Source organism: Flavobacterium cheonanense (genome assembly GCF_039539185.1).
Taxonomy (GTDB): Bacteria; Bacteroidota; Bacteroidia; order Flavobacteriales; family Flavobacteriaceae; genus Flavobacterium; species Flavobacterium cheonanense.
Map to the genome: position 1 here is coordinate 70,641 of NZ_BAABCT010000009.1, position 25,092 is coordinate 95,732.

Annotated in this window: 21 protein-coding genes; 14 read left to right on the forward strand and 7 right to left on the reverse strand. The window is 32.2% G+C overall.

Annotation, left to right across the window (positions count from 1 at the left end):
• The first annotated feature begins 204 nt into the window (after nucleotides 1-204).
• Nucleotides 205-2,061: an ATP-dependent nuclease gene (locus ABD766_RS13660; RefSeq protein ID WP_344817197.1), complete on the forward strand. Its 1,857-nt coding sequence runs from the start codon at nucleotides 205-207 to the stop codon at nucleotides 2,059-2,061.
• Nucleotides 2,062-2,212: 151 nt separating this feature from the next.
• Here ABD766_RS13660 and ABD766_RS13665 read toward each other — a convergent pair whose 3' ends face one another.
• Nucleotides 2,213-3,556, reverse strand: a complete 1,344-nt coding sequence (locus ABD766_RS13665; protein WP_344817198.1) for a DEAD/DEAH box helicase — start codon at nucleotides 3,554-3,556, stop codon at nucleotides 2,213-2,215.
• A gap of 99 nt (nucleotides 3,557-3,655) precedes the next feature.
• Here ABD766_RS13665 and ABD766_RS13670 point away from each other — a divergent pair, with 99 nt between their 5' ends.
• Complete coding sequence (locus ABD766_RS13670; protein ID WP_344817200.1) at nucleotides 3,656-5,383, forward strand: M14 family metallopeptidase; 1,728 nt, start codon at nucleotides 3,656-3,658, stop codon at nucleotides 5,381-5,383.
• A gap of 178 nt (nucleotides 5,384-5,561) precedes the next feature.
• On the opposite strand, the gene ABD766_RS13675 is transcribed toward ABD766_RS13670, so the two are convergent.
• A complete protein-coding gene (locus ABD766_RS13675; RefSeq protein WP_344817201.1) occupies nucleotides 5,562-6,164 on the reverse strand; it encodes an NUDIX hydrolase in 603 nt (200 codons plus the stop codon).
• Between the two features lie 7 nt (nucleotides 6,165-6,171).
• On the opposite strand from ABD766_RS13675, the gene pyrE reads away from it, so the two are divergent.
• Together pyrE and ABD766_RS13685 are read left to right on the forward strand one after the other, a co-directional pair.
• Nucleotides 6,172-6,813 carry an orotate phosphoribosyltransferase gene (gene pyrE, locus ABD766_RS13680; RefSeq protein WP_344817202.1) on the forward strand — a complete coding sequence of 214 codons (642 nt, stop codon included), beginning with the start codon at nucleotides 6,172-6,174 and terminating at the stop codon, nucleotides 6,811-6,813.
• A gap of 40 nt (nucleotides 6,814-6,853) precedes the next feature.
• Nucleotides 6,854-7,246 carry an SRPBCC family protein gene (locus ABD766_RS13685; RefSeq protein ID WP_344817203.1) on the forward strand — a complete coding sequence of 131 codons (393 nt, stop codon included), beginning with the start codon at nucleotides 6,854-6,856 and terminating at the stop codon, nucleotides 7,244-7,246.
• Nucleotides 7,247-7,334: 88 nt separating this feature from the next.
• Here ABD766_RS13685 and ABD766_RS13690 read toward each other — a convergent pair whose 3' ends face one another.
• Together ABD766_RS13690 and ABD766_RS13695 are read right to left on the reverse strand one after the other, a co-directional pair.
• Nucleotides 7,335-9,464 (reverse strand): elongation factor G, encoded by a 2,130-nt coding sequence (locus ABD766_RS13690; RefSeq protein WP_344817204.1) that lies wholly within the window; start codon nucleotides 9,462-9,464, stop codon nucleotides 7,335-7,337.
• Between the two features lie 112 nt (nucleotides 9,465-9,576).
• On the reverse strand, nucleotides 9,577-10,308 hold the full coding sequence (locus ABD766_RS13695) for a biotin--[acetyl-CoA-carboxylase] ligase (RefSeq protein WP_344817205.1): 732 nt from the start codon (nucleotides 10,306-10,308) through the stop codon (nucleotides 9,577-9,579).
• Between the two features lie 93 nt (nucleotides 10,309-10,401).
• Here ABD766_RS13695 and rsfS point away from each other — a divergent pair, with 93 nt between their 5' ends.
• The 8 genes from rsfS to ABD766_RS13735 all read left to right on the forward strand — a co-directional run bounded on the left by rsfS (nucleotide 10,402) and on the right by ABD766_RS13735 (nucleotide 18,336).
• Nucleotides 10,402-10,773, forward strand: coding sequence for a ribosome silencing factor (rsfS, locus tag ABD766_RS13700; protein WP_298305835.1), 372 nt, complete (start codon nucleotides 10,402-10,404; stop codon nucleotides 10,771-10,773).
• A 14-nt stretch (nucleotides 10,774-10,787) separates the two neighbouring features.
• A complete protein-coding gene (gene ftsH / locus ABD766_RS13705) occupies nucleotides 10,788-12,716 on the forward strand; it encodes an ATP-dependent zinc metalloprotease FtsH (RefSeq protein ID WP_344817206.1) in 1,929 nt (642 codons plus the stop codon).
• A gap of 113 nt (nucleotides 12,717-12,829) precedes the next feature.
• Nucleotides 12,830-13,429 carry an LUD domain-containing protein gene (locus tag ABD766_RS13710; RefSeq protein WP_344817207.1) on the forward strand — a complete coding sequence of 200 codons (600 nt, stop codon included), beginning with the start codon at nucleotides 12,830-12,832 and terminating at the stop codon, nucleotides 13,427-13,429.
• Nucleotide 13,430: 1 nt separating this feature from the next.
• Entirely contained in the window at nucleotides 13,431-14,255 is an 825-nt protein-coding gene (locus ABD766_RS13715) for a phosphatidate cytidylyltransferase (RefSeq protein WP_344817208.1), read from the forward strand.
• Nucleotides 14,245-14,895 (forward strand): phosphatidylserine decarboxylase family protein, encoded by a 651-nt coding sequence (locus ABD766_RS13720; protein WP_298305823.1) that lies wholly within the window; start codon nucleotides 14,245-14,247, stop codon nucleotides 14,893-14,895. Before ABD766_RS13715 ends, ABD766_RS13720 begins: the two co-directional genes overlap by 11 nt.
• The gene (locus ABD766_RS13725; RefSeq protein ID WP_344817209.1) at nucleotides 14,896-15,165 is read left to right on the forward strand and encodes an acyl-CoA-binding protein; all 270 of its coding nucleotides are present in this window, start codon (nucleotides 14,896-14,898) and stop codon (nucleotides 15,163-15,165) included. It abuts the gene before it with no gap.
• 3 nt (nucleotides 15,166-15,168) lie between these two features.
• Complete coding sequence (locus tag ABD766_RS13730; protein ID WP_344817210.1) at nucleotides 15,169-15,939, forward strand: superoxide dismutase; 771 nt, start codon at nucleotides 15,169-15,171, stop codon at nucleotides 15,937-15,939.
• Between the two features lie 153 nt (nucleotides 15,940-16,092).
• Nucleotides 16,093-18,336, forward strand: a complete 2,244-nt coding sequence (locus tag ABD766_RS13735) for a M20/M25/M40 family metallo-hydrolase (RefSeq protein WP_344817211.1) — start codon at nucleotides 16,093-16,095, stop codon at nucleotides 18,334-18,336.
• 461 nt (nucleotides 18,337-18,797) lie between these two features.
• Here ABD766_RS13735 and ABD766_RS13740 read toward each other — a convergent pair whose 3' ends face one another.
• Nucleotides 18,798-21,428: a valine--tRNA ligase gene (locus tag ABD766_RS13740; protein ID WP_344817212.1), complete on the reverse strand. Its 2,631-nt coding sequence runs from the start codon at nucleotides 21,426-21,428 to the stop codon at nucleotides 18,798-18,800.
• A gap of 303 nt (nucleotides 21,429-21,731) precedes the next feature.
• Between ABD766_RS13740 and ABD766_RS13745 the strand changes: the two genes are divergently transcribed.
• Nucleotides 21,732-22,166 (forward strand): DUF1573 domain-containing protein, encoded by a 435-nt coding sequence (locus ABD766_RS13745; protein ID WP_298305807.1) that lies wholly within the window; start codon nucleotides 21,732-21,734, stop codon nucleotides 22,164-22,166.
• Between the two features lie 156 nt (nucleotides 22,167-22,322).
• On the opposite strand, the gene ABD766_RS13750 is transcribed toward ABD766_RS13745, so the two are convergent.
• A complete protein-coding gene (locus ABD766_RS13750) occupies nucleotides 22,323-23,531 on the reverse strand; it encodes a PDZ domain-containing protein (RefSeq protein ID WP_344817213.1) in 1,209 nt (402 codons plus the stop codon).
• 104 nt (nucleotides 23,532-23,635) lie between these two features.
• Between ABD766_RS13750 and ABD766_RS13755 the strand changes: the two genes are divergently transcribed.
• Nucleotides 23,636-24,829 (forward strand): pyridoxal phosphate-dependent aminotransferase, encoded by a 1,194-nt coding sequence (locus ABD766_RS13755; protein WP_344817214.1) that lies wholly within the window; start codon nucleotides 23,636-23,638, stop codon nucleotides 24,827-24,829.
• A gap of 75 nt (nucleotides 24,830-24,904) precedes the next feature.
• On the opposite strand, the gene ABD766_RS13760 is transcribed toward ABD766_RS13755, so the two are convergent.
• The coding region (locus tag ABD766_RS13760; RefSeq protein ID WP_344817215.1) for a T9SS type B sorting domain-containing protein at nucleotides 24,905-25,092 on the reverse strand (188 nt) is incomplete at its 5' end.

The window sequence follows — 25,092 nt, forward strand, 5'->3', positions numbered from 1 at the left end:
ATAACATTTGCTACAATATTCAAAAACACAAAAAGCTAAAAGTTTGAACTAATTTTTAGCTTTTTTTTATGGAATGAGGAAAACCGTAATTATTATTGATGGTAATTTTATATATTTACGATTGATTACAAACGCTTACAAATAATTGCAAATGTTTGTTTGTGGCGCCTATATACAAGTTATGCCCAATTTTAAAACAACAATATGATTACAAAAAACATTGATATTTCTATACCAATTTTATGGGGAAATGAGCACTTTATAAAGAATGAATGGGGTTTTATTAATTATTTAGTTGGCGCAAATGGAACAGGGAAATCTTTATTAGCTGAACAAATTAAAAATCAGTTTAATAGTGATGGATTTCGTTCTCGTTATTTAAATGCTGAGAGATTAATTGGTCTTGAAAAACAGCATGAAGGAAGATTTGGAGGCGCAAGTTTAAGACAGGGATTTGATATCTCTCTTTTTGCAGATTACAAATCGAGAGCAGAAAACCATGGGTTATCATCATCCGGTATAATCATTCTTAAGGAAAGACTTGATATTAGAATTAAAATAGAAGCTCTTTTGTCTGATATTTTTGGAAAAACAATTAGACTAGTTGAAGAAGGTGGATTTTTGAAACCGAAAATGCAAAACATTAATGCTGGTGAAGAATATAACCTTAGTGAAAGTGAATGTCATGGACTGAAAGAATTAATTACGCTTTTAACATTTTTATATGACCCAACTAAAAATTGTATAATTTTTGACGAGCCTGAACTACATCTTCATCCTCAATTTCAATCATTTTTTCTTCAAGAAATTAGAAAGGTCGCAGGAAACCCATTAGTTGACCCAACCAAGAAAGTCTTTTTCATCATTACTCACTCACCTTATTTCATTGATTTAAAATCCATTGATGATTTGAAAAATATATTGGTTTGTCATTTAAACAAGGTACCCACATATGTTACTGAATTAGATACACACGATGAATTAACACTCAAAAAATTTCTGCCAAGATTTAATACCCATCATAAACAATTCTTTTTCTCACCTAATCCTGTATTTGTTGAAGGATATACTGACCAACAAATAATATCTACTATTTTCGAAAAAATCGGTATCAACATTGGCGCTTCTGGTTCATGTATAATAGACGTTGGAGGAAAAGATGAGTTAGCTGTTTTCTATAAACTTTGCAAATCGTTAAAAATAAATTGCAGAATCATCGCTGATTTAGATGCAGTTTTTCGTGGACGATTAAGAAGAGTAGTATCTGACGATGAACGTTCACAAAACTATGTTCAACATCAAGGAATTGGTGCCAATCTTTCTATTGAAATTGGAGACTTAGAAAAACATTTAAGTGGAATAGCTACACGAATTTTAAGTCAAACCACTACTATCCCACAGCTTATTGAATTGAAAGGAAAATTGAGTTCATTGACGCCCGAAGAAGAACATTCAAAAAGAGTATCCACTCTTTTAGCAATTTTAAAATATGATTCAGAAATAAGAACTTTACTAGACACGCCTAATATTGCTAATTTAAATTTAATAATTGGGCGAATAAGTCAACTTCATAATGCTTTTAAATCTTGCAATACTTTCATTTTTCCAAAAGGCGAAATAGAACATTATTACACTCAATCAGCCGTTGATTATCTTAATATTTCAAATAAAGATACTTGGTTCCATACGGAAAGAGATTATATACTTCAAGCTAATGAAGCTGACATTAATAGGTCATATGCAGATTTAATAACAATTTTAAAGGAAGCTGTTCCAGTTATTGATATTGAAATTAAGAAACATATTAAATTTGAAGTCTTTGAATGGATACATAGGGTTCAGACTGCTATCGCAAAAGGAGAAGTTAACAACAATGATGATCTTATTAGGAATGCTAAAATAAATTACACTTTATATAATCAAATTTTAGACTTACAAAACATAACAATTAATGATGATAGAACATTCGAATGTAGAATAACAATTAAAGAAACATTAATTGAAGTACCTTTAGAAATCAATTTTAACCAAACTACAAATGCTCATGATTTCAGTATATAAAAACTGGGCATAACAGCGGTTTTATGAAATTGGGGCTTTGGGGATTAATGGGACGAACTTTTTTGTATATTTGACTTCAGTCCGAATGGAAAGGTTTGGGAACATATAAACCCCAACTTCATAAAGCCACGACACGTTAAATTTTTAAACCCTACTCCTCTTTCTTAACAACTTTCCTAGCAACTTCAATTTTAAACTTCTTACCTTTCATTTTTTCATCACGAATGTTAGCCAAAAATTGTTTTACTTTTTTAGATTTTACGGCAGCAAACGAAATAAAATCTTTTACTTCAATCAAACCCAAATCGCCTTTTTCTAGTTTTCCTTTTTGAGAAAAGAAACCTACAATGTCAATTTTATTCAATTTGTTTTTCTTTCCGCCACTTACATAAATCGTTTGAAATTCTGGTGGTTTTGGTAACGTTGTTACGTTTTCTACATTTAAAACAGGCATTTTATAATCTAAATACTCCATTTTTTTCTCACTTTCGTGCGCAATAATGTACGCCGTTCCTGAAGCTAACATTCTCGCCGTACGACCATTTCTATGGGTAAATTCGTCTTCTTTCAACGGTAAATGATAATGAATCACGTGTTTCATTTCGGGAATATCTAATCCGCGCGCCGCTAAATCGGTCGTGATTAAATAACTCACACTTCCGTTTCTAAACTGAATTAAAGCACGTTCGCGTTCGTCTTGATCCATGCCACCATGATAATACGTCGAATAAATTCCTTTTTCGTTCAAGGTGTCACTAATGCGTTCGGCAGCATCACGATGGTTGCAAAAGATAATCGCCGCTTCCGATTTTAAAGAACAAAGCAAATTGAAAAGCGCATTGATTTTGTCTTTTTCTTTAGAAACGACCATTTTCAAACTCAAATTGCTACTCGAATCTTCCGTTGGAATAAAATCCAAAACCGTCGGATTCAAAACACGTGTGTATTTCGGAATTTCAATATCGGAAGTCGCCGAAACCAAAATGCGTTTGTTCAACTTGTTCAATCTTGAAATGATAAAACTCATTTGCTCATGAAAACCCAATTGCAACGACTTATCAAATTCATCCAAAACCAACGTCTGAATATAATCTGTATTAAAAGTTCCTCTGTCCAAATAATCGGCAATTCGACCAGGCGTTCCAATCAATATCGCCGGTGGATTAGATAAATTCTTAATTTCCGTTTCTATAGAATGACCACCATAACATACATTTACTTTATATTCGGTGCCCATTTTTTTCCAAACTTGCTCAATCTGCAAACCCAATTCACGTGATGGAACTAAAATCAAACATTGAACGTCTTTGCAACTATCGTCCAACATTTGAAAAATTGGCAGTAAAAAAGCTAACGTTTTTCCAGAACCTGTTGGTGAAAGTAGTAAAACATTGGCGTCGTTCAAGATGGTTTCTTGAGCAACAACTTGCATTTCGTTTAATTCCTCAATACCTAAATTGAGAAGAACATTATTGGAATGTGGATTTTTATTCATTTGGCAAAGATAAAGCCAATTATGAATTAATAATTATGAATTACGAAATACTAGTTGGAAAAAGTTATTTACTTTTGAAAATCTAAAAAAATTACACTCATGCGTTTTATAAAAGTGGCTTTCCTCCTATTTACAACGGTTATTTTGGCTCAAGATAATTCGAAATACGCTACCTATTTTGAAAAAGGAAATGGCAATCAAAGTGCTAATTATGAAGAAATACTTCGTTATTATGAGCTATTGGATTTGGATTTTGAAAGCATTCAAGTTTTAAATATGGGTGAAACCGATAGTGGCGAACGCTTGCAAGTAGTGATTTTCAATCCTGAAAAAGTATTTGATTTAAATTATGCGTCTTCCGAAAAAAGCATCCTATTAATCAACAACGGAATTCACGCCGGCGAACCAGACGGAATTGATGCTACCATGCAATTGTACCGCGATTTGGCTTTGGGAAAGATTAAAGTTCCAAAGAATGTGATTGTAGTTGCGATTCCGGTGTATAATATTGGTGGTTGTTTGAATAGAAATTCGACGACTCGCGTCAATCAAGATGGTCCAGAGGAATATGGTTTTCGTGGCAATGCAAGAAACTTTGATTTGAATAGAGATTTCATCAAATCCGATACCAAAAACACGCATAGTTTTTATAAAATATTCCAAGAATTTAATCCCGATATTTTTATAGACAATCACGTGAGCAATGGCGCAGATTATCAATATACGTTGACCTACATCATGACCGAACCTAAGAAATTAGGAACTGCTTTAGGCGACTATATGAAAAACGAATTGACGCCATCGATTGTAAAAGATTTACAGCAAAAAAAGATAGAAACCACACCTTACGTAAACGTTTGGCACGGCACACCAGACGAAGGTTTTCAGCAGTTTTTTGAAAGTCCGAGGTATGCTACAGGTTATACTTCGTTGTTCAATACGATTGGTTTTGTGGTAGAAACGCACATGTTGAAAAACTACGCGAGTCGTGTGAAAGCAACTTATGAGTTTATGGTTTCTACAATAAATTATGCCGATAAAAATTATAAAACCATAAAAGCCAAACGATTAGAAAATCAAAAACAATTTCAACCTAAAAGTGAATATACTATTAAATGGGAAATTGATACGACCAAAATTACGAAAATTCCGTTTCTAGGTTACGAAGGAAAATACAAAAAAAGTGATGTAACCACAGGCAAACGATTGTATTACGACCGAAAACTTCCATTTACAAAATACATTCCTTTTATGGCAGATTATAAATCGGTTCAAACGGTAAAAATTCCGGATGCTTATGTTATTCCACAAGGGTTTTGGCCTGTAATTGATCGTTTGAAAGAAAACAAATTAGACTTCAGAAGATTAAAAAGAGATACGATAATTGAAGTAGAAAGTTATAGAATTGCCGATTATAAAACAGCGAAAAATGCTTACGAAGGTCATTATCCACATAACAGTACAAAAATTACAAGTTCTAAAATAAAGATGCAATTTAGAAAAGGAGATTATTTGTTCAAAACCGACCAAATGGGCGTGAAATTTCTAGTAGAAACCTTAGAACCAGAAGCAATGGACAGCTTTTTCAATTGGAACTTTTTTGATACGATGTTGCAACAAAAAGAAGGTTATTCCGATTATGTTTTTGAAGATTTAGCGAATGACTATTTGAAAAAAAATCCAGAATTACGCGCCAAATTAGAACAAAAGAAATTAGAAGATAAGGCCTTTGCAGAAAACCCAGAAGCACAATTGGATTGGGTTCATAAAAATTCTATTTATTACGAAAAAGCGCATTTGCAATATCCTGTTTATAGGATAAACTGAAATTAAGTTGGTAGTAATTGAGTTTTTAAACCACATAGAAACATAGTTTCAGACACCTAAATTAGACGTTTCACTTTTTTAAAGGTTTACATAGCTATGTAATCTATTCAGAAGTGAAACGCCTCAACTATTAAATAAAAATCTATGTATCTATGTGGTTTGAAATTTTATAGAAGTATTAGAGTTGTAACTTTTCTTCTTCAAACAATAATTTAATATTTTCATACGAATTTTTCAAAGCGTCCTGAATTTCTTCGGGTTTTAACCAAACAGCTTTTTTAATGCCTTCTTCTTTTTGAGGTGTTAATTTGTCTTCAAAGTCGGTTTTCATTTCAAACCAATGTGTAATTTTTAATCGATAATCACCATTTCGCTTGAAAATATGATAGGTTTTTTGAAGTTTTTTAGTGATTTTTAAACCTTTTACACCGGTTTCTTCTTCCACTTCTCTTATGGAGCAATCCTCAATTTCTTCACCTTTATCGCAACCGCCTTTGGGTAAATCCCATTTTCCGCCTCTAAAAATGAATAAAACTTCACCTTTTTTGTTGTAAACCAAACCGCCACCAGCTTTTTTTACAGGGATTTTTTCCTTTACTTTTTTCAGAATTTCCTTTTCGTCGGGATAATACAAATAAGCTTTATTAATCTTATTGTTGAACATCTTTACAATAAGCTGTTCAATGTCAACACTTTCAAGTAAAAACAATTGAAAGTCGGTTTCCTTTGCGACTTCATTTGTCAAAAAAAGTGGTTTATCGTTCACAAAAACTTTATACATTTGCAGTATGATTTTTAATAAAGAAACAGCCGAAAAAACAGCCGAATTGCTTTTACAAATAAATGCAATTAAATTGAATCCGTCAAATCCTTTTAAGTGGGCTTCGGGTTGGAACTCACCTATTTATTGCGATAATCGTCTAACGCTTTCATTTCCAGCGATTAGAAATTACATTCGCGATGAATTTTCTAAGCAAATTGAAGAAATTTATGGTAAACCAGATGTCATTGCAGGTGTTGCAACTGGCGCAATTGGCATTGGCATACTTGTTGCAGAAGAATTAGGACTGCCATTTGTGTACGTTAGACCAGAGCCAAAAAAGCATGGAAGACAAAATCAAGTGGAAGGTTTTTTACAAAAAGGTCAGAATGTTGTTGTAGTGGAAGATTTGATTTCGACAGGAAATAGTAGTTTGCTTGCCGTTGAAGCTTTAAAAGAAGCCGGAGCCAATGTAAAAGGAATGTTAGCTATTTTCTCATACGGATTTGATGTTGCGGAAGAAAACTTCAAAAATGCGAATGTAAATTTGAATACGTTAAGCAATTACGAACATCTTTTGGAACTTGCTGTAGAAAAACAATACATTACAGAAGAAGAACAAAAAACATTACAAGAATGGCGTAAAAGTCCATCGACTTGGGGTGTTTGAGTATCAAGATTAAAGTATTAAGTATTAAGACATAAAAAATATGAACTTAGAAAGTCCAAAAGTTACTGTAGAAAAATCGGCTGAGTATTTATACTCTCAATTGTCTGATGTGAAAAATTTTGAAAAATTAATGCCTGAGAACATTGCAAAATTTGAAGTTCTTGGTGATGATATTTTCAATTTTGGTTTGAAAGGTATGCCAGAAATCAAATTACGTTTGAAAGAAGGCGTTCCACATTCTAAAGTGAATCTTGCAGCGGCAAGTGACAAACTTCCTTTTAAATTAGTGGCGAGTATTGATTCTATTTCTGAAAATTCTAGTGAAGTTAAATTAGATTTTGAAGGTGATTTCAACCCAATGATGGCGATGATGATTAAAGGTCCTATTTCAAAATTTATTGAGACTTTGGCTGAAAATATGCACAAGTTGTAAAGAATAGATTCCAACGGAATACAAAATAGAAAAACCTCGTATCTAATTAGTTACGAGGTTTTTCATTTTTAAAGAATCTATTTTAAAACTAAACTAATTCTTCTTGATTACTAAATTCTGAAATCAATGTTCTTTGTAAATCAAATGGCACAGCTTCATAATGATCAAATTTCATATTAAATCTTGCTCTTCCTTGCGTCAATGAACGTAAATCGTTACTAAATTCATGCATTTCTGCATAAGGAATTTGTGCTTTTATAATAGAGAATTGTCCTTCGGCATCCATTCCTTCAACAACAGCTCTGTGCGATTGAATAGTACTCATTATAGAACCTGTAACTTCTTCAGGAGCATGAATCTCAACATAATAAAATGGTTCTAATAATTGCGGATCTGCGTTATGAAAATTTTCTTTAAATGCCATCATTCCAGCCAATTTGAACGATAAATCATTACTATCAACGGTGTGCATTTTTCCATCATAAACAATAACTCGCACATCACGAACATAAGAACCTGTAAGCGGACCTTCGTGCATTTTCTCCATAATTCCTTTCATAATGGATGGATGAAAACGAGTATCAATAGCACCACCAACGACACAATTGTAATATACTAATTTTCCACCCCAAGGTAAATCGTGTTCTTCTTTTCCACGAATATTGTAACCTGTTGGCTCTTCAATTCCTTCGTACCAAGGTTCAATTTTCATAGAAACTTCAGCAAATTGTCCGTTTCCACCAGATTGTTTTTTGTGTCTGTAAACCGTATCAGCACTTTTACGAATGGTTTCTCTATAAGGTATTTTTGGAGTTTTAAAATCAACCGAAAGTTTGTAGGCATTTTCCAATTTCCACTTGATAATTGCCAAATGCAACTCACCATGACAGTGCAATAAGGTTTGTTTTAATTTTGGAGAAACTTCAACTTTTATCGTTGGATCTTCTTCTACTAATTGATGTAATGCCATCGACAATTTTTCCTCTTCACCTTTTTTAGTTCCTTCAACAGCAATAGTTAGCGTTGGATTTGGAAACTGAATCGGAACAATTTCAATATGTTTTCCTTTTTCGTGAAGTGTGTTATTGGTATGCGTATTTTTTAGTTTTAAAGTTGCACCAATATCGCCAGCAACCAATTCTTGAACTGGAGTTCTTTTACTTCCTTCCACTTCATAAAGTTGATTGATTCTCTCAATTTGGTCAGTATTTTCATTGGTTAATTCATCGCCAACTTTAATTTTACCTGAAAGCACTTTAAAGAAACTTAAATCGCCAACATGAGGTTCTGATAAGGTTTTATAGACAAAAATTGATGTTGATTCGTTTTCGTCGCAAGTAATTTTTTTACCGTCAACTGTTTTTTGTTTAGGCATTTCGTAAGCCGATGGACAAACATTATCAATAAATCCCATAATTCTTCCGCTTCCCATATTCTTTTTGGCAGAAACACAGAAAATTGGAAAAATTTCATGTTTTATCAATGAATGATGCAAACCTAATTTCATTTCGTCTTCGTCTAATTCGCCTTTTTCAAAATAACGTTCCATCAATGTTTCGTCATTTCCTGCAATAGTTTCAATTAATTCTTGATGCAATTGGTTGGCTTTTTCTTTTTCAGAATCAGGAATAGGAAGCTTTTCAGGTTTTCCACCATCTTGCGGATATTTGTATAAAACCATGTTTAAAACATCAACGATAGCATCAAATTTTTCACCTTGATTCATTGGATATTGAACCACAACTACATTATTTCCAAAGTGAGCTTTAGCTTCATTTACAGTTCTATCGTAATCTGATTTTTCGTTATCTAAATGATTTACTGCCAAAAGCATTGGAAGTTTATAATCGTTAGTATAATCCCAAATGATATCGGTACCAACTTCTACGCCCATTGCCGAATTTAATAACATCAATCCACAATCGGCAACTCGCATTGCTCCTATTATTTCACCTGCAAAATCATCATATCCAGGTGTATCTAAAAGATTGATTTTGTATCCTTTCCATTTCGTATTTACTAATTTTGAAAAGAATGTTTTTCCTTTTTCATGTTCAATTTCAGTATAATCTGAAACGGTATTTTTATCAAGAATGGTTCCACGACGATTGATTAATCCAGCTTCAAAAAGCATTGATTCTACCAAAGTCGTTTTACCACTACCCGTGTGTCCAACTAAAACAACATTTTTTATGTGTTTAATATCAAAATTTGCCATAATTACTCGGTTTAGTTATAAATTAATTATACTACCAAATTTCGGAATAGTATAGGAATAACTAAATGATATAAATCATGTTATTGACATTTTTGGAAAGTCGATTTTTTAATTAAAAAAGCATTTGAATTTCTTTTACACCAAAAGTTTTTATAGAGTCGTCGTTAAGAAGTACTTCCAACCTACCTTCATAATTTACACCTTGAATGATTCCCATAAATTGATTATTTTCATTGTCTGAAAAAGCAATGGGCGTGTTTAATTTGAAAAGATTTTTGTGATACTCATTCCAAAGAAAATCATGTTGATTGGAAAGTAATAAACTGCAGTGTTTTTTTATTTGAAAAAATAATTTTTCTAAAACCTCATTTAAATCAAATTCTTTCTCTTTTAGTAAGCACAATGAAGACGCTTTTGGCAAATTATCAAAGTTGATTTGATTGACATTTAATCCGATTCCAATTATAGATTCTATTTTATTGTCAGACTTGAAGCTGTTTTCAATCAAGATGCCACCTATTTTTTTGTTCTCTGCCATAATGTCGTTTGGCCATTTAATAGAAAGTTTTGGCAAGTTTAAGGGTTCTAAAGCTTTAATTACTGAGAGTGCAACAGCAACATTCAAATGAAATATTTCATCAATATCTTTCAAAACTTCTTTAACCAAGATACTCATAATTAAGTTTTTACCACTTTCTGTTTCCCATGTAGCACCCATTTGACCTTTACCTTTTGTTTGATTCTTGGCAGTTACAACGGTAAAGTTTTCTACGATTTGACTTCTTGACATTTCCTTCAAAAAATCGTTTGTAGAATCTATGGCATCGAGTTTGATTAAGTTCATAGGAATTATTTTGATAAAACAGAGTTTAAACTTATGTTAAGCATCAAAAATAATCACAAATTTTGATACCTTTGCAAATTATATAAAATTTAGATGGCAAAAAAGACAATTAGTACCGATGTTTTATTAACAAACATCATTAAAGGAATAGAAGAAGTAAAAGGAAATGATATTGAAATCCTTGATTTAAGAGAAATAGATACCGCTGTTTGCGATTATTTTGTTATTTGCAACGGTTCATCAAATACACAAGTTAACGCTATTGTTAACTCCGTTCAAAAAGTTGTTTCCAAAGAAATAAAAGACAAACCTTGGCATGTAGAAGGAACAGACAATGCAGAATGGGTTTTAATGGATTATGTTAGTATTGTAGTACACGTATTTCAAAAAGAAATTCGTGAATATTATAATATTGAAGGACTTTGGGGCGATGCCAAAATTACTACTTTAGAAAACAAATACTAAAAGCACTATAAATAATGTCAGAGAACAAAAAGCCAAGCGGTTTAAAATTTAGTCCATGGTGGATTACAGGAGCTATAATTCTTATGTTTGTTATATTGAACATATTAAATGGTTCTACAATGCAAGATCCTTCAAAAATTTCTTCATCAAAATTTGATGAACTTTTGAATAGCGGTCAGATTGAAAAAGTAATTATTTACAATAAAAATCAAGCAGAAGCTTATCTAACGGCTAATGCCTTGAAAGCGAAAGCTAATGAAAAAATAGCCAAAGATGTTTTTGGTAATCCAAATAAAGGACCACATTACATTTTTGATCCTGGAAATGACGAGCTTTTTCAAAAGAAATTAGTTGATGCTAGAGCTCAGAAAAAAATAAAAGATTTCGATTTTCAAACTAAAAGCGATTGGACAGAATTCTTAGTTGGTTTATTGCCAATGATTATTCTTATTGGGGTTTGGTTATATTTCATGAGAAGAATGTCTGGCGGTGGCGCTGGAGGTGGCGGAGGTCAAATCTTCAATATTGGAAAATCTAGAGCTAAGCTTTTTGATGAAAAATCAGAAGTAAAAACCACTTTCAAAGACGTTGCCGGTTTAGAAGGTGCTAAAGAAGAAGTGCAAGAAATTGTAGAATTTCTTAAAAACCCAGAAAAATATACTGTTTTAGGTGGAAAAATTCCAAAAGGTGCACTTTTAGTTGGACCTCCAGGAACAGGAAAAACATTACTTGCAAAAGCTGTTGCTGGTGAAGCAAAAGTTCCTTTCTTCTCACTTTCAGGTTCAGATTTTGTTGAAATGTTTGTTGGTGTTGGAGCTTCGAGAGTAAGAGATTTATTCAAACAAGCAAAAGAAAAATCACCAGCCATCATTTTTATTGATGAGATTGATGCTGTAGGTCGTGCAAGAGGAAAAAATAACATGTCAGGCGGAAACGACGAGCGTGAAAATACTTTGAACCAATTACTAACCGAAATGGATGGTTTTGGAACAAACACTCACGTTATTGTACTTGCTGCAACGAATAGAGCTGATGTTTTAGACAAAGCTTTAATGCGTGCTGGACGTTTTGACAGACAAATTTATGTGGATTTACCAGACATTAGAGAACGTAAAGAAATCTTCGAAGTGCATTTAGCACCATTGAAAAAAGTAGAAGGATTAGATACTGACTTTTTAGCAAAACAAACGCCAGGTTTCTCTGGTGCAGATATTGCAAATGTTTGTAACGAAGCGGCTTTAATTGCTGCTCGTAATAACAAAACAGCCGTAGACAAACAAGATTTCCTAGACGCAGTTGACAGAATTGTTGGCGGATTGGAAAAGAAAAACAAAATAGTTACACCTGCAGAAAAAAGAGCTATTGCAGTTCACGAAGCGGGTCACGCAACCGTAAGTTGGATGTTAGAACATGCTGCGCCACTTATTAAGGTTACTATTGTTCCTAGAGGTCAAAGTTTAGGTGCTGCTTGGTATTTACCTGAAGAAAGACTTATTGTGCGTCCAGATCAAATGCTTGATGAAATGTGTGCTACTATGGGTGGTCGTGCTGCAGAAAAAGTAATTTTTGATACAATTTCGACAGGAGCTTTATCAGATTTAGAAAAAGTTACAAAACAAGCTCGTGCTATGGTAACTATTTATGGTTTGAATGAAAAATTAGGTAACATCACTTATTACGATTCTTCAGGACAAAGCGAATATAGTTTTAGCAAGCCTTACTCAGAAGATACTGCAATTACTATTGATAAAGAAATTTCACTTCTTATTGAAGGTCAGTATCAAAGAGCGATTGAAATCCTGAAAGAAAACAAAGATAAATTGTTGCAACTTGCGGATATTTTGATTGAAAAAGAGGTGATTTTCAAAGATGATTTGGAAACTATTTTTGGCAAACGTCCTTATCAAATAGACAGCAAAGAGAACACTGAATTTACTGCTTAAACAACAGTTAAATATAAAAATTTAAAAATCTTAATTCAAAAAATGCTTTTGAATTAAGATTTTTTTATCTTTGAAGGTTTTCAAATGATATTTAAAGAATTTTACACAGCAATATGAGTCTTTTCAGAAAAATATTTGGTTCTAGCAATGATGCTTCCGATGAGGAAAACCAAAGTGAATATAATACTCCCAAACCTTCAAATCTTCCAATTGACGATTTATTTACTTTCAATTTTAAGAAAAATGGCGGTAAGTTTATCTATTGTGAAAACTTAAACGAAGTAAGGGAACAGTTCGAAAATATACTTGAGGAGAATGATTGGTTTGAAAGTGAAGCATTATGTTTTGAAACAAAACTTTACAACCTTTTAGACGAAAATAAATTAAGTTATACCAATCCAACAGAACCAAAATTCTTTTTTGCAAGTTGTGAAAATTTAATAGCTGATGAAGGTTCAGTGTTGTTTTCTTCAAATCAAATTAAACAGAAAAAACCTAACGAATTACCTGACAATATTGTAATACTTGCTACTACAAGTCAGATATTAGAATCTAAAAGTGATGGTTTGAGAGTTATAAAGAAAAAATACGATAAAGACTATCCTACCAATATTACAACTATCAAATATTTTGAAAAAGTACAAGAAGAAGATTTCTTGACCTATGGAAGTTGTGCCAAAAATCTTTACCTACTTCTTTTAGAAGATTTATAACATGAATGAATCGCTAACGAGATTACTTTCGGGTGTAGTTTATGTAACACTTTTACTATTAGCTACTTCCTACTCTGCTAATAGTTTTTTTTTACTATTTGGCGTTTTTATGCTCATTGCGATTTATGAGTTTTGCCAATTAATCAATTTAAATAAAATTCTTCCCATAATAGTTGGAGGAGTTGCATTTTACTTGGGAAGTCAATTTAGAACTAACAAAACCAATGATATTTTAATATTAATTGCAACACTTTTTGTTTCCATTAAATGTTTGCTTTTACTTTTCAATACCAAGAAAGAAAAAATTGATACTCTTTCGAAATACATTTACCTTATTGGTTATGTAATCTTACCTTTTATTCTAATTGCCAAAATTCCTTTTGTTGGAAATAACTTCAGACCAAAAATTATCATTAGTATTTTTATCCTTATTTGGACCAACGATACTTTTGCTTACATTGTTGGAAAATCAATTGGAAAACATAAATTATTAGAGAAAATATCACCTAAAAAAACCATTGAAGGCTTTTTTGGAGGAATGGTTTTCTCGGTTTTAGCAGGATTTTTAATATCAAAATACTATTTCGACCCCAATCCGAAATACTTTAATAAATCTGTTTTAATTTGGACAGTAAGTGCCGTTATCATTAGTGTTTTCAGTACTTTGGGAGATTTAATTGAATCGAAATTCAAACGTATTGCTGGTGTTAAAGACAGCGGAAAAATTATGCCAGGACATGGAGGTATTCTAGATCGCTTAGATAGTATTATATTTGTAGCTCCATTTGTATTTTTATTTTATCAAATTTTAGATTATGTTTCATAAAGAAGGTGCCAAGATTATTCTTATCTCTACTACTCTATTTGTAGTTTTACTATTAGTTTCTCCAATGGTTATATCAAATCCTTGGATTTTAAAATCTGTACAAATACTAATGCTATTGCTTTTAGTGACCGTATTGCAATTTTTTAGAAACCCAAAGAGACCACTAGAAGTTAATGATTACAATATCATTGCACCAGTAGATGGAAAAGTCGTAGTAATTGAAGAAGTTTTTGAACCTGAATATTTCAAAGACCAACGTTTACAAGTTTCTATCTTTATGTCGCCAATAAATGTACACGTAACTCGTTATGCTACAAGTGGAAAAGTAAGATATAGTAAATATCATCCTGGTAAATATCTTGTAGCTTGGCATCCAAAAGCCAGTACAGAAAACGAAAGGACAACAGTTGTAATTGAAAATAGAATTTTTGGTGAAATCATGTACCGACAAATTGCTGGTGCTTTGGCAAAAAGAATTGTAAATTATGCTGAAGAAGGAATGCAAGTAAGACAAGGTGATGATGCTGGATTTATCAAATTTGGTTCTAGAGTAGATATTTATTTACCAATTGGAACCAATGTAAACGTAAAAATTGGACAAAAAGCAGTCGGAAATCAAACTATAGTTGCTAGCAAATAAATGCAAGAAGATTTAGAAAAACGATTTGAAAATGCCGTAGCCTTGGCAAATACCATAACACAAGCCGAACTACCACAAGATGTTCAGTTGCGTTTGTATGCCTTATATAAACAATCAACCCACGGAACAATTACCAATCGCGTTTATCCTGTATACGACTTAAGAAATGCGTTTAAAATGAATGCTTGGATGCAAATAAGCCATCTTACTCAAGATGAATGCAAGGAATTATACATTGAAGCCATCACTGATTTAGTTAAAAAAAGATAACCAATGAAAAAAGTAATTTTAATTGTATTAAGTTCGATTTTTTTCCTTTCTATTGGTTCTTGCAAAAGGAAAAAATATACCGAAGTTGTAGAAGTGCCTCTTCCTTCTAAAGAAGAAAAAATGACTATAGGTTTACCAGAAGACGTTAAAGCTGATGCTGGTGCCTTTGAATTGCTTAAACTTCCCTATAACTATGATGCCTTAGCTCCAAATATTGATGCTATGACCATGGAAGTACATTACTCTAAACATTATCTAACATACACCAACAACTTAAATAAAGCTTTGGCTGGAACCGAGTTAGAAAGTCTTCCAATCGAAGAGATTTTCAAAAAATTAGATTTAAATAATGCCGATTTACGAAACAATTTAGGTGGTTACTACAACCATACTTTGTATTTTGATATTATGGCACCAAAAGCTGGCGGAAAACCTTCTGATACTTTGGCAAGTGCTATTGATAAAGATTTTGGTTCTTTTGATAATTTTAAAATTCAGTTTGAAGATGCAGCTACTAAGCAATTTGGTTCAGGTTGGGCTTGGTTGATAGTTGATAAAGCAGGAAAATTACAAGTTACTAGTACGCCAAATCAAGACAATCCTTTAATGCCAAGAGCAGTTGTTGCAGGAACTCCAATTTTAGCTATCGACGTTTGGGAACATGCTTACTATTTGAATTATCAAAACAAAAGAAAGAAATACATTGAAGCTTTTTTTAATGTCATCAATTGGAAAAAAGTTGGCGAAAAATATGAAGAAGCCATTAAAAAATAAATCAAAATCCCAAGGTCAACATCTTGGGATTTTTTTTTAGTAATTGCTTAACTAAGTTTTAAATAAACCTATATTTTATTGCAAACCACTATAGTAAAAAAATCCATTTTATTATCTTTGCTCGCATTTAAAAAATACTTTATCAAATTATATATGTATCTAAATATTTCAAAACTAAATTCTTTTGTTAAGTTCTTTTTTCTTCTGCTTTCTTTGAACGCTGTTGGACAAGAGAAAAATCTTAAAAATATTCAAAAACTAACTAATGGAGGTGACAATGCTGAGGCGTATTTTAGTCCAAATAGTTCGCTTTTGACCTTACAAGTTTCTAATCCGAAAGCTAATATTCTTTGCGATCAGATTTATATGTATGATTTGCAAAGCAAAAGTTATTCTTCAGAAAATTTAAAATTGATTTCAACTGGAAAAGGAAGAACTACTTGCTCTTACTTCATGCCAGATGGAAAGCACATTATTTATGCATCAACTCATGCTTCAAGTGAAGCTTGTCCAGCGCCACCAAAACCAAAAGACGGAAAATACCTTTGGGCAGTTTATCCAGAATTTGATATTTATATTGCCGATTTGAACGGTAACATTGTAAAACAATTAACCAATACTCCAGGATATGACGCTGAAGCTGTAGTTTCTCCAGATGGAAAGAAAATTGCCTTCACTTCTACTCGTTCTGGTGATTTGGAATTATGGACCATGGACATTGACGGAAGTAATTTGAAACAAGTTACTAATGGTTTAGGTTATGATGGTGGAAGTTTCTTTTCGCACGATAGCAAAAAATTAGTTTTCCGTTCGTCTAGACCAAAAACTGAAAAAGACATTAAAGAATACAAAGATTTATTGGCAGAAAATGTAGTAGCTCCAACAGAAATGGAAATCTACACTTGTAATGTTGATGGAACTGATGTTAAACAAGTAACGCATTTAGGAAAAGCCAACTGGGCTCCATTTTTTAGTCCAAACGATAAAAAAATCATCTTTTCTTCTAATCATCATTCTACTCGTGGATACGATTTTCAGTTGTACATGATTGATGTAGACGGAACTAATTTGAAACAAATAACTTGGGAAAGTGAATTTAACGCATTTCCAATGTTTTCACCAGATGGAAAGAAATTGGTTTGGTCTAGTAATCGTCAGCAAACTGCAGCACGTGAAACAAACGTTTTTATTGCGGATTGGGTTGACAGTGACGAAACAGAAAATGTAAAACCAGAACTTCTTAACAAACACATTTCTTATTTAGCTTCTGATGAGTTGAAAGGTCGTTTAACAGGTTCTGTGGGTGAACAAAAAGCAGCTGATTATATTTCGGCACAATTCAAAGCTTTAGGTTTAAAACCATATTCTGGAAAAACATATTTACAAAAATTTGACTACAAAGTTCGATTGAGTCCAAACGATTCTATAACTGATAAAAGCGAAACTAATAATGGTAGAAATGTTATTGCTTATTTAGACAATAAAGCCGCTAAAACTATCGTAATTGGTGCGCATTATGACCATTTGGGATTGAATGAGCACAACAATTCTACTAAACCAAATTCTAAAGGAGAAATTCACAATGGCGCTGATGATAATGCTTCTGGAGTTTCTGGTGTTTTAGAATTGGCTCGTATGTTGTCAAAAAATAAAACTACCGAAAAAGCCAACTATATTTTTGCTTTATTTTCTGGTGAAGAAGATGGTTTAATTGGTTCTAAACATATGGCGGAAACATTGAAAACATTGTATCCAAATGTGGTTGCTATGATTAATATGGACATGATTGGACGTTTGAGCGACAAAAAAGAGATGATTGTTGGTGGTGTCGGAACTTCTCCAGAATTCAAAAAATTGGTTGAGAAAAACAAACCAGCTGGTTTTAATGTAACCACAGAAGACAGTGGCATCGGACCAACCGATCATACTTCGTTTTATTTGAAAGATATTTCGGTTTTAAATTTCTTTACAGGAACGCATGGCGATTACCACAAACCAAGTGATGATACTGATAAAATTAATTTCAATGGTGTAAAAAACATTGTAGAGTTTGTTTTTAGAATTGCTAATGATGTAGCTGATTTAGATAAAGTAGAATTTACTAAAACTAAAGCCAATGCTGGAAAAACAAGACCAAAATACAAAGTAACAATGGGAATTATGCCAGATTACTCAGAGCATCCTGATGGTTTACATGTTGATGGCGTAACAGAAAATAGACCTGCTCAAGTTGCTGGAATCAAAGAAGGTGATGTTATTACAAAAATTGGAACAACAACAATAAAAGACGTTTATAATTATATGGAAGCTTTAGGCAAAATCAACCCAGGTGACGAACTAGAAGTTACTTATGTTAGAGATGGCGAAACTAAGGTTACCAAAGTGAAATTTGAATAAACCCTACTATAAAAACTATTTCATCCTCAATTGTTAATTCGATTGAGGATTTTTTTATATTTTACTTAGTGAATGTTCAACTAAAAACTAATATATAATAAATATCTATTATAGTTTTCATCATAAGATTATCTAAAAGAATTTTGTTATAAAATTCAGATTTTTTTATTAACCTTTTTTACTTAATTTGAAAATATACTCTACAAAAAAACTAAACTTTAATTTTAATAACTTTAGTAAAAAATTAAAGGTAATGGAAATAAATTGATATATGGTTGGAAGCGTTATTATAATTGCAATTGTCTTGGTTGTTTTTTTAATAATGCGAAATTTAAAGGACAAGAAAAATTATGAAAAATATTTAAAAAAGAATGATAAATCTATTCCTATAAAAGATGAAATAGACTCGGACGAACTGTAAAATAAAAAAAATCCTGAGCATTAAACTCAGGACTTTTCTATTATTTTAAACCAGCAATACTTTGTTCTATGGTGGCTATTTTGGCTAAAGCATCGGCTTCTTTTTTGCGTTCCATTTCTAATACTTTTTCTGGTGCGCCGTTTACAAACTTCTCGTTAGATAACTTAGCTTGTACCGATTTTAAGAATCCTTTGGTGTAGTTTAACTCTTCTGTTAATTTAGCTACTTCGGCTTCAACATCAATATTTCCGGTGATTGGAATAAAGTATTCGTTAGATTTTACTCTGTAAGACAAGGCACCATCAACTTTATCGGTAACGTATTCTAGAGCAACGATATTTCCTAATTTCATGATAACGGCATCAAAATAAGTTGAAGCATTTTCGTTATTCACTACTTTCAAATCGATAGCATCTTTAAACGGAATGTTCTTATCTTTTCTAATGGTTCTAATTCCTGAGATTACTTCCATAGCAAAATCGAAATCTGCTATTAGCTTTTCGTCATAGGCTTTTGCTTTTGGCCATTCTGAAACAATTAATGCTTGTTCTGGAGTTCTATCAGCAATATGTTGCCAAATTTCTTCCGTTAAAAACGGCATGAATGGATGTAATAACTTCAAGTTGTTTTCCAACATTTCTATTGCTTTGTCAAACGTTGCTTTGTCTATTGGTTGTTGGTAAGCTGGTTTTATCATTTCTAAAAACCACGAACAGAAATCGTCCCAAACCAATTTGTAAATACCCATCAAAGCATCAGAAATTCTGTACTTATCAAAGTTTTCTTCGATTTCGGTTAAGGTTCTTTGCAACTTAGTTTCATACCATTCGATAGCTACTTTAGAAGATTCTGGTTGCGGAATTGCATCCGAAACTTCCCAACCTTTTATCAATTTAAAAGCATTCCAGATTTTATTAGAAAATGCTTTTCCTTGGTTGCACAATTCTTCATCAAACATGATATCGTTTCCTGCAGAAGCGCTCAAAAGCAATCCAACACGAACTCCATCAGCACCGAATTTTTCGATTAATTCTAATGGTTCAGGCGAATTCCCAAGAGATTTAGACATCTTACGACGTTGCTTATCACGAACTAAACCAGTTAAATATACATTTGTAAATGGTTTTTCACCAGCATATTCATAACCAGCAATAATCATTCTCGCAACCCAGAAAAACAAAATATCTGGACCTGTAACTAAATCGTTAGTTGGATAATAATATTTGTAATCTTCATTTTCTGGATCAAGAATTCCACCAAAAACTGCCATTGGCCATAACCATGATGAAAACCAAGTATCTAGTGCATCGGCATCTTGTTTTAAGTCGGAAGTTTGAAGTTGTGAATTTCCAGTTTTAACTTTTGCTAATTCTAAAGCGTCTTCAATATTTTTAGCAACTACAAAATCTTCTTTTCCGTCACCATAGAAATACGCTGGAATTTGTTGTCCCCACCAAAGTTGACGCGAAATATTCCAATCGCGAATGTTTTCTAACCAATGTTTGTAAGTGTTATTGAAACGTGATGGATATAATTTTACTTCTTCGGTTTCAAGAACGGATTTGATGGCAGGTTTTACCAACTCTTCCATACTCAAAAACCATTGGTCTGATAATCTTGGTTCGATTACAGCTTTGGTTCTTTCTGAAGTTCCTACTTTATTTAGATGTGTTTCGGTTTTAGCTAAAGCACCAGAATTTTCTAATTCGATTGCGATTGCTTCACGAACTACAAAACGATCTTGTCCTTGATAATGTAATCCGAATGAATTTAGAGATGCATCGTCATTAAAAATATCTATAATTTCTAAATTGTGCTTTTCACCTAAAGTTTTATCGTTCATATCGTGCGCTGGAGTCACTTTTAAACATCCAGTTCCGAATTCGATATCTACATATTCGTCTTCTATAATAGGAATAACTCTTCCAGAAATTGGAATAATGGCTTTTTTACCTTTCAAATGTGTGAAGCGTTCGTCGTTTGGATTAATACAAATAGCAGTATCTCCAAAAATAGTTTCAGGTCGCGTTGTAGCAACGGTCAAGAAATCTTCTGAACCTTCTATTTTGTATTTTAAGAAGTATAATTTTCCTTGACGTTCTTCAAATATTACTTCCTCGTCAGACAAAGTCGTTTTAGCCTCTGGATCCCAATTTACCATTCGATAACCGCGATAAATCAATCCTTTGTTGTATAAATCTACAAATGAATGAATTACAGACGCCGACATATCTTCGTCCATAGTGAATTTGGTTCTGCTCCAATCGCAAGAGCAACCTAATTGCTTTAGTTGTTCTAAAATGGTTCCGCCATATTTGTTGGTCCAATCCCAAGCGTGCTTTAGGAATTCTTCACGCGTTAAATCGTTTTTGTTGATTCCTTCGCTTTTTAGTTTGGCAACAACTTTTGCTTCAGTTGCAATAGAAGCATGGTCGGTTCCTGGAACCCAACACGCATTGAAACCTTTAAGACGCGCACGACGAATCAATACATCTTGAATAGTATTGTTCAACATGTGTCCCATGTGTAAGACTCCAGTCACGTTTGGTGGTGGTATAACAATGGTGTAAGGTGTTCTATGGTCTGGTTTGGATGTGAAATAATCGTTTTTCATCCAATAGTCATACCATTTTTGTTCTACTTCTTTGGCGTTGAATTGTGCAGGAATCATTTATATTGTTTAAAATGTTTATAGTTAAATTTAGTTTAAAGTTGTTTCGAACTAGATAACAAAAAATCAATACCTTAACTTTTTAGCCCTGATTGGAAAAGTTACCATGTAACTCGGAAAGCAGGAATATGGATTGCTGATAAATCCCTAGCCATTCGCTCCTTAAAATCTTTGGTATGTTTTTTGTAATTATTACTGCAAAAGTAAGTAATAAGTACTTTTATAAAAAATTAAGAATTAAAATTTTGCTTATAAATTTAAAGTCGTAATTTTACTAATCCAATGAAACCAAAAATTAACGTAATGAAAAAAATATTATTTATCGCTTTTGTAGTTCTAAACAGTGTAGCTTTTGCTCAAACTGGACCAAAGATTGTTTTTAAAGATAAAGACAATACTATTGACTACGGAACTGTTACCAAAGATACTGACGATGGTTTGAGAAAGTTTGAATTCACCAATACTGGAGATGCTCCTTTGGTGATTACTAATGCCAAATCTACTTGTGGATGTACGGTTGCTGATTATCCAAAAACTCCTATTCAACCAGGTAAAACTGGTATAATTGAGGTGAAATACAATATGAATCCAGGTCCAATAAGAAAAACTATTACAGTTGAAACTAATGCTGTAAATGTTGAAAGTGGAATGGTTGCCTTAAAAATAAAAGGTGAAGTGATTGTAAAGAAAGAAGTCAATCCGCTAGAGAAAAAGCAAAGTTTGATGGAAAAATCATAAATTTAAGACGTTCGCAAACTGCGGACGTTTTTTTTATAATATATTTTTCAATTGAAATTTGAATTTCATGATTTTGCCTTTTCTATCAATTTCAAATTCAATGGATTTACCTTCTTCCGATTTAAGGAGTTCGTTTATTTTTTGTAAAGTAAAATTTTACCCATTTTGATTGTTGATTGTTACAATAACATCTTCTTTTTTCAATCCAGCTATTGCAGCTGGCGAATCTTTTCTTACGTTAGCTATAACGTAAATTGGTTTTAACTCAAACCTGTATTTAAGATTGTTTTCTAATTTGTTGCCATTAGCATCAAATAAATTATTGTTTACAACTGTGTTACTTTTATATGTTTCTGTGATCCATTGTAAGCCTTGATGCTGTACTTCTACTCCAGACATATTGAAACTAAAGGATTCTTTGTAATTACTGTTTTTCTTTAAGTAAATTAAATTATTATTGTAATCGTAAATTGTAGAAAATCTTCTCATAACTTCTGAACCTACAGAACCCAATCTACCTTCAATTTTGTCAATATCTGAAGTTGCAATTGTATCTGGAAAAGCTGCAATTGGATCTTTAAAATTATAATTTCCAATAGAAATTGAAGGAATTCTTCCTCTCTTCCCAAAAACATCACCACTGAATCCTCTACCTAGAAAATCATCAATATTTTTTATTGGTATTTCAATACCTTTGTCTTTATGTTTAAAAAACCAAAAGGCATCTGTATTTCCGGTATCAATTAAAACTTTTGCATTAAGAGGTTGTTTTTCAGTATTAAAAAAGGCATTAACATTCAAATATGGTTTTCCTTGAACTAACTGTATTGGATAACTATAATAGTTTTTAATAGCTGATATTAATTGTTTTTCATTTTTGTTGTAAATAACAATACGCTTAGAAATATAGTCGATTTTTACACAATTATTTTGAAACAACTTACTACCAATGATTCCATTTACTGGGACACCAACTTGAGAGGAAATGTTAATATTTTGATCTAAAACAAGATAAATATTATGATTGTTATCAATGTAGTTTTTGATTTCTAATTTATTATTATCAGATTTATAGGCGTCAAATGCTTCGTTACTTCCAAATCCTTTAATCCTAACTTTTTCTATTTTTGAAAAACTTACACCATCAGTTTCATCAACACTAAATAGAATTGTTTCTTCAATACCAGTATCTACCATAAAGTTTAAGGAAACACCATTAACTTGTATTGGAATAATTATTAAATTGTTAATAAACTTGAATGGAATTGAATTTTTTTTCTTGTTAGTCTCAAACTGAAAACCATTTTGAGTCCAACCGTTGGAACTAAATAAAAAAATGAGAATGGCGATTAACTTATACTTCATTAAAAATATTTTCATAAATTTAATAAAATATTGTTGTTGAAAAATCATTTTTAACAATAAATACAATAAAAAAATTGCAAATTTGCACAACTAAATTTTCAATCATGCCAAAAGTTTCGAACAAAGGAAAACAAATGCCCGAATCGCCAATAAGAAAATTGGTGCCTTATGCAGATATTGCAAAGAAAAAAGGTAATAAAGTATATCATTTAAATATTGGTCAACCTGATATTAAAACACCTGAAGTTGCATTAAATGCAGTTAAAAATGCAGATATAAGAGTTCTAGAATACAGTCATTCTGCAGGTTTTGAAAGTTACAGAACAAAACTTTCACAATATTACAAATCACAAGGATTACCTGTTGACGTTCAAGACATCATCATTACTACAGGTGGTTCAGAAGCATTATTATTTGCTATGGGAAGCACAATGGATGTTGATGATGAAATTATCATTCCTGAACCTTTTTACGCAAATTATAACGGATTTTCAACTGCATCTGGAGTAAAAGTGGTTCCGGTTATTTCAACTATTGACGATGGTTTTGCCTTACCTCCTATTGCTGCTTTTGAGAAATTGATTACATCAAAAACTAAAGCAATTCTTATTTGTAATCCAGGTAACCCAACAGGTTATTTATATTCTAAAGAAGAAATCCAACAATTAGCAGAAATTGTAAAAAAACATGACTTATTTTTAATTGCAGATGAAGTTTATCGTGAGTTTATCTATGATGAAAATGATAAACACTATTCTGTTATGAATGTTCCTGGAATTGAAGAAAATGCTATTATGATTGATTCTGTTTCAAAACGTTATAGTATGTGTGGAGCAAGAATTGGTTGCATTGTTTCTAAAAATAAAGAGTTGATGGCTACTGCTATGAAGTTTGCGCAAGCTCGTTTGAGTCCTCCAACGTTTGCTCAAATTGCAAGTGAAGCTGCTTTAGAAACTCCGCAAAGTTATTTTACAGAAGTAATAGAAGAGTACAAAGAAAGAAGAGATACACTTGTTTCTGAATTAAATAAAATTGAAGGTGTAAAAGTGGCTACTCCAAAAGGTGCTTTCTATTGTATTGCTCAATTACCAGTTAAAAATGCAGATGATTTTGCACAATGGTTATTAGAATCTTACCACAACAATGGAGAAACTGTTATGATTGCTCCTGCTGCCGGATTTTATTCAACTCCAAATGTAGGTCTAAATGAAGTAAGAATCGCTTATGTTTTAAAGAAAGAAGACTTAGTTCGTTCTGTACAAATTTTAAAAGAGGCATTAAGAGTTTACAACGCTTAATAAATTATCATAATATTATAAAAAAAATACTCCTCAATAATGAGGAGTATTTTTTTTTGCTTTACATCTACATATTTATCGTTTCAGTGCAAAATGCGCTTTGAATTCTTTCATCGCACCAGCTTCAGGATATTTCACTGTAAACCAGTAATCCGTTGATGGCATTAGGTTTCCGTTGTAGGTTCCATCCCATCCTTTGCTTGCTGGACTGATTTGTTTGATCAATTTTCCTTGGCGGTCAAATATATAAATTTTTGCGTTTA